This is a genomic window from Enterococcus sp. DIV1283b, assembly GCF_051710965.1.
GTDB classification, from domain to species: domain Bacteria; phylum Bacillota; class Bacilli; order Lactobacillales; family Enterococcaceae; genus Enterococcus_B; species Enterococcus_B lactis.
The window spans coordinates 2555001-2567924 of sequence record NZ_JBIOLR010000001.1; the positions used below are offsets into that span (position 1 = coordinate 2555001).

The window sequence follows — 12924 nt, forward strand, 5'->3', positions numbered from 1 at the left end:
GCGGGCCCCCGTCAATTCCTTTGAGTTTCAACCTTGCGGTCGTACTCCCCAGGCGGAGTGCTTAATGCGTTAGCTGCAGCACTGAAGGGCGGAAACCCTCCAACACTTAGCACTCATCGTTTACGGCGTGGACTACCAGGGTATCTAATCCTGTTTGCTCCCCACGCTTTCGAGCCTCAGCGTCAGTTACAGACCAGAGAGCCGCCTTCGCCACTGGTGTTCCTCCATATATCTACGCATTTCACCGCTACACATGGAATTCCACTCTCCTCTTCTGCACTCAAGTCTCCCAGTTTCCAATGACCCTCCCCGGTTGAGCCGGGGGCTTTCACATCAGACTTAAGAAACCGCCTGCGCTCGCTTTACGCCCAATAAATCCGGACAACGCTTGCCACCTACGTATTACCGCGGCTGCTGGCACGTAGTTAGCCGTGGCTTTCTGGTTAGATACCGTCAAGGGATGAACAGTTACTCTCATCCTTGTTCTTCTCTAACAACAGAGTTTTACGATCCGAAAACCTTCTTCACTCACGCGGCGTTGCTCGGTCAGACTTTCGTCCATTGCCGAAGATTCCCTACTGCTGCCTCCCGTAGGAGTTTGGGCCGTGTCTCAGTCCCAATGTGGCCGATCACCCTCTCAGGTCGGCTATGCATCGTGGCCTTGGTGAGCCGTTACCTCACCAACTAGCTAATGCACCGCGGGTCCATCCATCAGCGACACCCGAAAGCGCCTTTCAAATCAAAACCATGCGGTTTCGATTGTTATACGGTATTAGCACCTGTTTCCAAGTGTTATCCCCTTCTGATGGGCAGGTTACCCACGTGTTACTCACCCGTTCGCCACTCTTCTTTTCCCGGTGGAGCAAGCTCCGGTGGAAAAAGAAGCGTACGACTTGCATGTATTAGGCACGCCGCCAGCGTTCGTCCTGAGCCAGGATCAAACTCTCATAAAAAGTTCGAACAATCTTACGATTGTTAAGCTCAATTTGTTTGCTAGCATATTGCTTGCTTGTTAAAAATGTTTGTTGTCTTGAATTGAATCAAGACGCCCTACACATTTGGTTTGTCTTACTTTGTTCAGTTTTCAAAGGTCTACTTCATCGGAAGTGCTTCTCCGACTTGTTTTGGCTGCCGTAGCAACTTTTATATCATATCAGAGTAACAAGTGATTGTCAACTCTTTTTTAAAAGTTTTTTCGATTTCGTTTTTCGAAATCTTTCAGCAACTCATTCATCATAACTTATCGTTTGTTATTTGTCAAGAACTTTTTTGAAGTTTTTTTCGATAGAATCAAGCTTCGCAAGCTGTTCTTTTTTAACGACTCAGTTATCTTATCACGTCTAAAAACATGTGTCAACTCTTTTTTGGAATTTTCACAAAATGTTTCAATTAGATGCGACAACGTTGTTTAATATATCATTAAAAAAAATAAAGGTCAAGCTAAAATAATATTTTAGCTTGACCTTATTATAATTTCAACGATTGTCAAAAGTATTGTTTGCAACTGTGTTCCCTGTTTCTATTGATAGGATACAGCTTTCGAAACATAAGTTTTGAACTGCTTCGATTCGTCCAAATTCTTTTGCAGTTATTGTACAATGAGTAAAGCAGACATCTTCTATAGGTTTTTCAGGAAATGCTACCAAGTCAAAAGCCCGAGAAGGAAGTGGATAGCCTGGAGAAAGACTTGCCTGTACATTTTTGACATGTATGTCTCTGACTTTTGTCATTTGTTTTGATTCAGGTATTTCTTCAGCCACTGCTTGCCAACTTTCTGGCATTCGTTCAAGGCCATTGCTATTTTTTCTATTATATTCATTATGCCAGTCCATTATCCAAGAAAACGGAAATTGTACATCCATCATATTCAGGTTTTCTACCCTGATATTTTCAATCACTCCCCCTCTTTCTCTTGAAGATTTCATTCGAATACCACAGTCTGACTGAAAAAAATCGATATCATGAATATACACATCACTAACTCCAGCACTAACTTCGCTACCAATAGTTACACCGTAACCTGAACGAATGGTACATCTTGCAATCTCGATTCTTGATGATTTTCGATTGACTCTTGCACCGTTGCCGTCCCTGCCAGATTTAATAGCGATACAATCATCACCACAGGCCAAATCACATTCATAGATACGCACATCTGTTGAAGAATCAATATCAATCCCATCTGTACTTGGCCCATCATTATGACGGATGATTACTTTTTCTACTAATACATCGTTAGAATAAGTGATTTGCAGGTTCCAAAAACCTGATTTTTGAAAAATCAAATCACGAATGACAACATGTTCTGCATGATACAGTAAACACGCGCGCGGACGCTTAATAGCATAATCTGCAATCCAACGCAGTCTCTTTCGATCATATTCAGCTCTTGTTCCGCTTTTTTGGTCTTTCCCCCAATATAGTTCCCACCAATGCTCTCCTTGTCCGTCAATTATTCCTTTTCCTTCTATAAGAATATCTTTTGCTGAGAGAACATTCAAAATCGCTGCTGGCCATTTCATTTCTATTCCAGCAACTCGTGTATCAATCTCTGGAAATGCTTCGATCTCTGTTTTTCCCTTGAGAACAGCCCCTTCTTCGAAGATGAGATGGCTCTTATCTTTTAAAAAAAGTGCACCGACTAAATAAATACCTTTTGGAATAAATACGGGCAAGTGTTCTTTTGCACCTTGATTGATTGCCTTTTGCAGCATTACTGTATCATCTTGATGAATGTCGTTTGTTATAAAATCTAAAGCATTGATGAACTCTTTTTTTGTCTGCAACACTTTTCTCCTTATCTTTCATTGATTTTTTTTAATTCTTCACCAATAAACACAGTTTTCGAACGATTCAGCGGATACCCTACTAATAAAATGATTGCGGATACAAATAAACAGAATGCTGGTAGCAAGTTTGCCATCGTATAAATTCTTTCTTGTACTAAAACTGATTGGATGGCTCCACCTGTTGTAGATGATTGGTAACCAATGAGTGCTAGCATAAATCCGCCGACTGCTCCTGCGCATGCTTGTCCTACTTTTCTCGCAAAAGAATTCACTCCGTATACTGTTCCATCTTCTCTTAAGCCTGTCTTATATTGATGATAGTCAATCACGTCAGTAATGAATGCCCAGACCATCAAATTGAATAAACCAGATCCTAAAGTAGCAATAAATAAAAGAATCAGATATACCCATGCATTTGTTATATGAAGGAAATACATCAGCAAGTACATACATGAAGAAGCGAGTAACGCAAATACGCTTGCTTCCTTTTTACCAAATAATTTTGTCAGCTTTGTAGCAAATGGTGCTAAAACCACTACTGTTCCGTAAGTAAATAAAAGAGCAACAGACATTGCTTGTTTATTATGGAAGTAATCATTAAACAAATAAGTCATATTCGTCCCAGCTAAAATCTGATTGATCACAATGAAAATGTCAACAATGACTAAAATAATCAGTGCTCGGTTAGCCAACAAACCTTTTACCAACTGAGAAGCAGACACTTTTTCATTTTTGACAACTCTTACTCGTTCAGTAGTCAATTTACAAGTCAGCATGTATGCGACAAATGCAATTGCCGCACATCCGATGGAAATCCAAAAGAAATGATTCCCCGAAACGACTTGCTGCCCACTCTTGTTATGGGTGTACATTAAAATCGGGATAAAGAACCCTGTAGTTGACCCGCCAATCGCAGAACCAATGCTTCGGAATGTGGATAACGAGGTGCGGTCATTAGGATTTGAACTAATGGCTGCTGCCATTGCTCCGTAAGGTATATTGATTGTTGACAGAAAAATACCATAAACAATATATGAAACAAAAATATATGCAATCTTCACCGTCATTGGAAGATGTTGGACGAATGGTAAAAACAAAATGACTGTCACTAAGCAAAATGGATATTTCATTTTTCTGATCCAAGGAATAAATCGGCCAGCTTCTGTTAACTCTGAGACATCGCATAATCTTCCAACCATCACATCAGCAAACGCATCCAAAATTCTAGAAATCAAGAATAACGTACCTACGATTGCTCCTGAAACACCAAGAACATTCGTGTAATAAATCATCAAGAAACTATTGACCAAACCTAAAATAAAACAGTTACCTAAATCACCGAACATGTAGCCTATCTTATCGGAAATCCCAAATTCCTTTTTTTCTTTTTTTACTGTATTTGCTGTAACAGCATTTTGTGAAAGCATTTGAATTCCTCCTACCCCTTATAGTAAACGTTTTCAAAATTATAACTCTTTTTTTCTTGTTTTGATATTCACAATATTGACTTTTTATTGCACTATCTTGACAGAGAAAAAACAAAAATACGTTTAAAAACATTGGCAGAAAAGGGCATTAATATTATTTTCATAACATCATAGATAAACAAAAAGATTCACTAACTAGCAAAAACAAGTTAGTGAATCTCTATTTATTAGAGAGCTAGGTCATTCATGATCTTTTCCATCATACTTAAAAAATTCAAAGTCAGCATAACTTCCTCTTTTTCTATTTAAATCATGTACGACTATCCCGATAAAATTCCCCGTAAATCCACCTGAGAGTATACACATGTTTTTTTGTAGACCTACTTCCTTCCATTCTTCAGATGGTGCGTCTTTCAAATAAAACTGTGCTGTCTCTTTCTTTACGGCTACTTTCAAGAAAGTCTTCTTTTCTTTGAGTGGAATCCTCCAATCTTCTATTTGTGCAACTCCGTTTTCTGATTCTATCATACGAAGACATTTTCCCTTGTTCTCATCCCAAGTAACATAGCAATAAATATAATTGGATTCATTTAAGTACAATACCAGCCCAGCCATCTGATTAAAATTATTAGGTGTATATTCAAATGCTGTCTCCGCATCAAAAGTAAAATCCGTTTGACGAATAGCTAATAAGTGATGGTCAAAGGTAGATTGAAGAGATTCACCGGCAATCAGTCGTAAAAAACTAGGTCTAGTTTTTGTATCACACCAATCAGCCCTTGGCAAAATACGTCTGGCATTCCAGTTCTTTTTTAGCTCTCCTTCGAATGTATCCATAAACTGATGATTTCTCTCTTGTTGTACCTCTTCATTCGTCTCAATCGTTATTTCTTCCATTGGAGTTGTCTGGTTATCTTTAAGCCTTAACCAATCGTCGGACGTCCAATACACTTCTTGGATAGCGGTTTCTCTTCCCAAAATAGCCGCACCGTTTAATGGTCTGGTACAAAGATATGTCATGTACCATTTTCCTGACGGGGTTTGTACTAAGCTCCCATGTCCTGTACATTGCAATGTAGAAGCAGGTTTGTCACTAGCTGTCAGCATAGGAAAACCAGGATCAAGCTCGTAAGGACCAGTAATATTCTTTGCTCGGCAGACTGTGACTGAATGTCCTCTTCCTGTACCGCCTTCTGCCGTCATCAAATAATAATACCCGTTACGAAAATACAAATGCGGTGCCTCCGTTTTCGCTAATTCTGTACCTGCAAATATTTTATAGATGGGACCATCAAGCTTCTTCTTCTCTGCATCATATTCTTGCAATACGATACCGCTGGATTTATTCGGTGTGTCCAGACGATAATCCCATAATTCATTGACAAGCCATTTTTTTCCTGTTTCCAAATCATGAAACAAAGAAGGATCAAAGCCGTTACTATTTAAATAAATCGGTTCGGACCAAGGTCCTGTGATCTCAGATGCAGTAATCAAGTAATTGTGGACATCTTTAAACGGACGGCCTGCACTTTTGACCTCTGTGTAAACAAGATAGAACAATCCATCAGCATAACTGATTTGCGGTGCCCATATGCTTCCGTTTGTAGGATTTCCTTGCAAAGATACTTGAGTGGTCAAAATATCCGTTGTATGTGACCAATTGACTAAATTCTTCGACTCATATACTCGAATTCCTGGAAGCCATTCAAAAGAGGAGACAATAATATAATATCGGTCTTTCGCTCTTAAAATATTAGGATCTGGATTGAACCCTCTTAAAATAGGATTTTTCACTTTGATAGTCTGCATGATTCAGGCTTCCTTTCTCATTCTTACTCGATACAAACTGAATGCCCCAGCGGCAAAATAAAAAAATGCAAAAGGAAACGCAATAAACTGAGTGCCGACCAACAATATAACTCCTGTTATAAAATACAAGCCAGTGGCAGTTGTTAAGTATTTTCCTTTAGCCGTCAAAAATAGTGCTACTGCTAAAAAAGCAAGTGAAATAAACAACACAACGGCAAACAGACCAGTCATGTCCTGTAATAGCTCAAATGTATTTTCTAAAGACAAAGTTGGATGATCGACAGCAAGCGACTGATAACTTTTTTTAAACTCTGACGCAGACATATTACTTAAAGTAACTGCTAATCCGCCAAAGAAAATCAGAGATAGGCTGCCACCGATCATTCCTAGCAATAGTTCCCATTTTCTTTTCATTTCAGAACCCCCTGCTTTTCTAAATAGATCCATTCAGGTCTTTTGATTGGTGTTTCATAATTGTTATTTCGTTCAGAGAATTTGGCAGTCTGTTCATTTTTCTTGTCATCCCAATTATCCCAACCAGTTGGGTGAACATGCCCACCTATCTTACACGCTTCAAACACGACATTTGCATACGGGCGCCACGGTCTTCCTAAATAGACGTTTTTAGTATCAGGCTCTGCAGTCAAGGTACAGCTTTCAAAACGATACCCTGATTTTTGATTTTTTGGCGTAGATGCTGCTGTGATGTATCCAGGATTTTTACTGGCTAAGCTATGGATACGGCACTGGCGAAAAACTGCATCTGCCCCACCAAATATGAAATCCACCGTTCCTTCAATCCAGCAATATTCATAGGTCTGACGACAATAATCAGGATTGGCAGAAGCCGGTGTACAAAAAGGCGTACCATCTTTTTGCAAGTCAGGCAACGGACCCGTGCATAAAGTATCCTGATAACCAGTTAGTCGACAGTTTTTTAATAATACGCGATCTCCTGAATTGAATAAAGCAACAGCTTGACCTACTTTTTCTCCTGGACCTGCTGTATTTTCGATGTGAAGATTTTCTAATACGACATTCGATCCTTCTAAGAAAAAAGTAGCACTTCGGAAAGTCCCTAACTGGCTACCGTCAAGATACTCCTGTTTTGCAAAACGATTACCGGAGATCACTACTGTTCCTGTTCCCACAAGTTTAAAATTGGATAATCTGCTTTCTATATATTCATCATATCTTCCTTCTTTTACTATCAAGACCTTTGGATGGCTATCCGGCAGGCCTGCCAAATAATCGATTCCTTCTTGGATAGTTTCAAAATCCGTCGGGATATCTATAGAATTTTTTCCAATTATCAGTTTGTCTTTCATCCTCATAAATGCTCCCTTATGAATTGTTTCCAAATGTTTCTCATTTCTTGTGTTTCCATATGACCGCCTGTTAAAGAAAAAGAAGAAAAGTTTTCTGGACTACCCATTGATCGATACTTTTTGTCCAGCCCTTTTCTCAGCTTCAGTACGCCTTCGTCCAAGCACATCGTATCGTTTTTTCCAACTAAGCTAAGACGAGGGCGCGGAGCGATTTTTTCTTGGATTGCTAACGTTGTATAAGCTGTCAGTAGGTTGGGCACATAGTAATAAAACCCATGATGATCTAGGCGACGATGTAGCAAAAGTGTTTCGATGTCCACCTGTGCCGCTAGATCAATACAAACTTTGACACGAGAATCCAATGCCGCCACCCACCAGCTTAATAAGCCTCCCATAGAAAGACCAATCGTTGCAATCCGTTGAGTATCTGTGTCTTCCCTTGTCTCCAAATAATCGATCAAGCTGATCACATCATAAATACGCATTCCCCATAACGTTTTTCCTGTTAATAAAAATTGTTTGAACAACTCACTTTCGGAAATACCTCCGCGTTCTTCAAATCCCCAAGCATCAATCGACCAAACAGCATATCCCATTCCTGTCAGTACTTCTGCAAAAGATGGAGAAGCTAAGTAAGGAGCACCATGGATCAATTCACTTTTCCCGACTGAAAAATCTCCGCCGTGAGAATGCAGGTAAAGGACCGTCGGAAACGGTCCTTCTTTCTCCGGGTAAGCATAAAGTGCTGGTACTGTTTCCAATTCATTTAAGTACAGTTGATAATATTCAAGCATAAACCCATTTTGTTTTTCTCGGTATAATCGCTTTCCAGTAGGAGTAAGTCTACTAGATGGATCACCTAAAAAGTCATTCAACTGCATAAGCAAAGTTTTTACGAACAACCAGCTCATCCATATTTTCCGATTGAGTTGACCGGAATTTCTCAATACTGATTTCTTTCGTATTTTCTAATAGAAATGCTGGTCCTTCATGATTCTCAATCGTCATTTGATTAAAGGAAACCTTATCCGCAAAACCAATGTAAAATCCTTGCTTGCTCATTTCCTCTATCCCTGTCATCATAGCAGGGACACCGGGAACTGCATCTTGGGCCATTGAAACATCAATATTGTCAAATGTGATTTCTTGTATAAACTGTTCTGCTAATCCATAAATAAATCCTGCAGAAGCATGGACATTCCTTGCCGTGATATTCGAAAAATGGATCCTTCTGAATGCTGGTGTCCGCTCATCTATCGGATAAGCCGTTTTTTCCCATACATATGGTTCTTTTCCTCGCGGACCGCAGAAATAATAAAGATTCAGTATAAATGGACACATCACATTATCCATGACTATATTGGATACTCGAATATCTTCAACGATCCCGCCTCGACCTCGTCTAGATTTCAATCGTATTCCTCGATCAGTTTCTTGGAAGATACAATTTGAAATGGTAATATTACGTATACTGCCACTCATTTCACTTCCTAACACGACCCCACCGTGTCCATGGACCATCGTACAATTTGTGATCGTGATATTTTCACAAGCGATCCTTTCGTACGTATCTTCAGTCCCTGCTTTGATTGCGATACAGTCATCTCCCACGTCAATATGGCAATTACTAATACGCACATTTTTGCAGGATTCTGGATCGATTCCGTCTGTATTTGGTGAATCCGCGGGGTTCAAAATCGTCAAGTTGTCAAACGTCGCGTTGCTACAAAGAATTGGGTTGATCGTCCAACTTGGTGACTGGATCAGTTTGATATCTTTCACAGTGATTCGATGGCAGTTATGGAAACTCATCAATTTAGGACGAGGATAAGCCAGATTATCTGGTTCGTTTCGGAAAGTATGCCACCATTTTTTTCCATTTCCATCTAATGTACCGAAACCAGTGACAGAGATGTTCTCTACATTTTGAGCATAGATACAGGAAGCATAGACTTTTCGATGGACTCCTTCCCAACGTGAATGAACAATAGGATAATCTTTTGGATCGTCAGAGAATTTCAAAACCGCCCCTGCGCTCAAATGAAGTTCTACATTGCTTTTTAAAAATAAAGCCCCTGTTAAAAATTCACCTGCTGGCACAACTACGGTCCCACCACCTGCGCTTGCTGCTGCATCAATCGCTTGTTGTATTGCTTCAGTATTCAATTCATCAATTGATGCACCAAATGTCAAAATATCATACATATTTATAATGCCTCCACTTCGATCAATGCTTGCAAGAATGCACCGACACCTTTTTGATCATTACAAATAATCGGCTCACTGATGTAGTAAGCGTATGAACCATCTCGCTGCTCTGCTCCGCCTAACCCTGCTACTTGACAGTTTTTGTTCAAGTTCAACCAGCCTTCTTTTGTTTCAAGAACAAATTCATCGAGTAGTCCTTGATGAGATTTTTTCACTTGCGGCAGCCACTCTTCTTTGTTCAGCAAGCCTAAGCGTATCCCTTTAGCCATTGCGTAAACAAACATACTGCTGCCAGAAGCTTCCAGATAATTTCCTTTCCGTTTTGTTTCTGTTGTTACTTGATACCATGTCCCACTGTTTTCTTCTTGATACGGAAGTAATGCGGTCAATGTCTTTTCTAAAATTTCCTTCAGCAAAGAACAATCCGTTTCCGCATGAAGCAATTCATAGGTATCTGCCGCAGCCATCAGATACCAGCCAATCGACCGACTCCAGAAATGATGAGATAAACCTGTTTCTGGATCAGCCCATGGTTGGACTTTCTTTTCATCCCATGCATGGATCAGTAAATTTGTTTTTGGATCGAATAAATGTTTATAGCTGATTTCAAACTGTCTCAAGACATCTTGGTAATCTTTTTCCTCACTAAAATTCTGGATAAATTCAGCATAAAAAGGTGAGCCCATATATAATCCATCTAACCAAATTTGATAAGGATAAATTTCTTTATGCCAAAAAGCCCCTTCGGATGTGCGTGGATGGTTTGCCAACTGCTGGGAAAGGAGTTCTGCTGCTTTTTTATATTTTTCTTCGCCTGTTTCTTTGTACAATAAAAAGAAAAGCTTTCCTGTATTTACATGGTCGATATTGTATTCTTCAACGCTGTAGCCACGGATCGTTCCATCTTCTTGCACGAAATAGTCGATATTGTCTTTTATGAAATCAAAATAAATTTTTTCTTGGGTTTGTTCCCAAAGTAATTGGAACCCTTTAAGTACGACACCATAGTCATAAGACCATTTTCCTTTATACCACTTTTCTTCATATAAGCGAGGTGTTCTTTCCATGATGCTTTTTGCTAATTTCTTTGACCAGTTTTCCATTATTTGCTCTCCTTTAAAAATTAAAATAGGATTTGGGACAAATACCAAGAAGTATTTGTCCCAATCGTCTATATTACTGTGCCGCTGCTTTGTATGCTTCCTCGTACTCTTGTGTGATTCGATCGCCTCCCTGTGCTTTCCAGTCTTCTACAGCTTTCTTGAATCCTTCTTCGTCAAGCTGTCCCATGATGTATTGCACCGTAGCATCAATGACGATTTTTTCAATTTCTGATCCTACTTCATTGTTCGTCGGTGAATCCAATGGCACAGAAGGATCCATTACAGCGAATTCTTCGTTTTCTTTGATCAATTGATTCGACAATTCTTTTTCAGGATCTGCATCTTTGAAAGAGAACGTCACTTCACTAGGCCGAGAACTTGATAGCGGTTGCACTTCTTGTTGCCAAAGATCCATATCGATAAATTCAATAGAACCATCATCATTCAATTCATAATGCGTTCCTTCAATACCACCAGTCATCAATTTATACATATCTTCTTCTAGAAGATCATCAACAAATTGCAGTAATTTCTTCAATTGTGCTTCGTCTTTTACTTGGGATTTAGGGAATGCTAGCAAACCGCCAATACCATTTCCTTCTGACCAAACATGATAGCCGCCGCCTTCACCATCTGAGATCTTGTTTACAGGGACTAATTCCATATCATCTTGAATGCCTTGTCCCATTGTCTTCAAGTTCTTGATGTCCACCATTCCAGTGTAGATTCCTGTTCTTCCTTGTGCAAATTGTTCTTGTTGGTCCGTTTTTTGAGTAACCGCAAAGTCTTGAGCTAAATAGCCATTCTCAAATAGATCTCTTGAGAAGTTCAACGCTTTCATGTATTCTTCTGTATCAAATTCTGGAGTGAATTTGCCATTATCGTCTACAGCCCAACCATTCGGTGCTCCAAAATAAGAAGTGAACAGCTTAAAGCTGGTATAACGAATATCACTAGGCGCACGATCACCAAAACCAACTGTATCATCCACACCATTTCCATCTGGATCGTTTTCTGTAAATTGTTTAGCTACTTCGTAAAGTTCATCCATCGTAGTTGGAACATCTAATCCAAGATTATCCAACCAGTCTTTTCGAATGACTAAACCAGCACGAGCATAGTCCTTTTGCATTGGCACGCCATACAGTGCTCCGTCGATACTTGCAGCTTCGATCCTATCCTCAGAGATTTGACTTAAGTTTTTATAGTCTTTTAAATATTCCGATACATCCCAGAATACGCCTGATTTCAACGCATTTCGGACAGAAGAGTTTTTCAGCATAGCAATTTGAAGTGTAACGATATCTCCTAGTTCGTCAGAAGCCAATGCAGTTGTCAGTCTTTCTTCTTTTGAAGCATCAGGAATCCAATTGAATGTAAGTTCCGTATCGGTTTTTTCTTCGATTAGGTTCACGATTGTGTCAGTTGGTGGTGAAGCATGGTGTAAAATATTCAACCAAGTGATTTTTGCTTTCCCATCTTCTGTCTCTGAAGAACTGTTGTTTGAACTGTTGCCGCATGCGGCAAGTGCTAGAATTCCTGCAAAACTAAGACCTAATTTTACGAGCGTTGCTTTTTTCATAAATTTTCTCCTTCACTGTTTTAATGATATTTTTGTTTTCTTCTGTTTTTTCTGTATATGAGTTCTTCCATTCCAAATGACAAAATATAGAATTTGCTGTCCACGTGACTGCGGAAAAGAAGAGACTGCCACCGATAAAGGTTAAAACACCTGGCATTGTTTGGATGATCATCAGGTAAATCCCCACCATACTTAGGATCAACACTAATGAATAATGAAGATGAGAGAATCCGAACAAAAATGCCATTTTCATTTTGAAAAAATATCCTTTCCAATCATAGTGAGCCATGATTGGGAAAATATAGAGTGCTGAGAGCAAATACATGAACGCAGCAATATACAAAGCGATTCTAAGATACCAATTGTGTATGAAAGAAAGATCCACAAGTAAAACAATTCCGATGACACCGTATATCCAGCTCATCAGTAAGGTTTCACGATAGTTTTCTTTAAAATATGAGAAGTACGTTTTCGTCAAAGGAAATGTTTCTTTTGTGCGCAGCCATTTTCTAATCACTGCAACCATTGCATAAGATGCAGGACCAAAAGTAAAAATCCCTAGTCCTGCAATGACTAAACCACCCCACAGAAAATTCAAATAAACCAACTGTAAAATACGATTTAGCCTTCCATTTATTTTATCTAATGACTGCAGCATGTCTTTCCCTCTCTTTCTAA

Annotated in this window: 10 protein-coding genes and 1 rRNA gene (1 of these 11 cut by a window edge); all 11 read right to left on the reverse strand. The window is 39.4% G+C overall.

The window, feature by feature from the left end:
* A 16S ribosomal RNA gene (locus tag IGJ53_RS12565) occupies positions 1 to 953 on the reverse strand; it reaches 608 nt to the left of the window's first position.
* 522 nt (positions 954 to 1475) lie between these two features.
* Positions 1476 to 2786 carry a glycoside hydrolase family 28 protein gene (locus tag IGJ53_RS12570; protein WP_438750394.1) on the reverse strand — a complete coding sequence of 437 codons (1311 nt, stop codon included), beginning with the start codon at positions 2784 to 2786 and terminating at the stop codon, positions 1476 to 1478.
* Between the two features lie 11 nt (positions 2787 to 2797).
* Positions 2798 to 4216, reverse strand: a complete 1419-nt coding sequence (locus IGJ53_RS12575) for an MFS transporter (protein ID WP_002297765.1) — start codon at positions 4214 to 4216, stop codon at positions 2798 to 2800.
* 240 nt (positions 4217 to 4456) lie between these two features.
* The gene (locus tag IGJ53_RS12580) at positions 4457 to 6025 is read right to left on the reverse strand and encodes a glycoside hydrolase family 43 protein (RefSeq protein ID WP_259741498.1); all 1569 of its coding nucleotides are present in this window, start codon (positions 6023 to 6025) and stop codon (positions 4457 to 4459) included.
* 3 nt (positions 6026 to 6028) lie between these two features.
* A complete protein-coding gene (locus tag IGJ53_RS12585) occupies positions 6029 to 6439 on the reverse strand; it encodes a DUF4064 domain-containing protein (RefSeq protein ID WP_002373246.1) in 411 nt (136 codons plus the stop codon).
* Complete coding sequence (locus tag IGJ53_RS12590) at positions 6436 to 7359, reverse strand: pectinesterase family protein (protein ID WP_259741497.1); 924 nt, start codon at positions 7357 to 7359, stop codon at positions 6436 to 6438. Before IGJ53_RS12590 ends, IGJ53_RS12585 begins: the two co-directional genes overlap by 4 nt.
* Positions 7356 to 8234, reverse strand: a complete 879-nt coding sequence (locus IGJ53_RS12595; protein WP_042957056.1) for a dienelactone hydrolase family protein — start codon at positions 8232 to 8234, stop codon at positions 7356 to 7358. The genes IGJ53_RS12590 and IGJ53_RS12595 overlap by 4 nt, the downstream gene beginning before the upstream one ends.
* Positions 8221 to 9558: a glycoside hydrolase family 28 protein gene (locus tag IGJ53_RS12600; protein WP_002373241.1), complete on the reverse strand. Its 1338-nt coding sequence runs from the start codon at positions 9556 to 9558 to the stop codon at positions 8221 to 8223. Before IGJ53_RS12600 ends, IGJ53_RS12595 begins: the two co-directional genes overlap by 14 nt.
* Before the next feature lie 2 nt (positions 9559 to 9560).
* Positions 9561 to 10664, reverse strand: a complete 1104-nt coding sequence (locus tag IGJ53_RS12605; protein WP_002310857.1) for a glycoside hydrolase family 88/105 protein — start codon at positions 10662 to 10664, stop codon at positions 9561 to 9563.
* A gap of 73 nt (positions 10665 to 10737) precedes the next feature.
* The gene (locus IGJ53_RS12610; protein ID WP_010733452.1) at positions 10738 to 12246 is read right to left on the reverse strand and encodes an extracellular solute-binding protein; all 1509 of its coding nucleotides are present in this window, start codon (positions 12244 to 12246) and stop codon (positions 10738 to 10740) included.
* Positions 12212 to 12904, reverse strand: a complete 693-nt coding sequence (locus IGJ53_RS12615) for a YesL family protein (protein ID WP_002373238.1) — start codon at positions 12902 to 12904, stop codon at positions 12212 to 12214. The genes IGJ53_RS12610 and IGJ53_RS12615 overlap by 35 nt, the downstream gene beginning before the upstream one ends.
* Between the last annotated feature and the right edge of the window lie 20 nt (positions 12905 to 12924).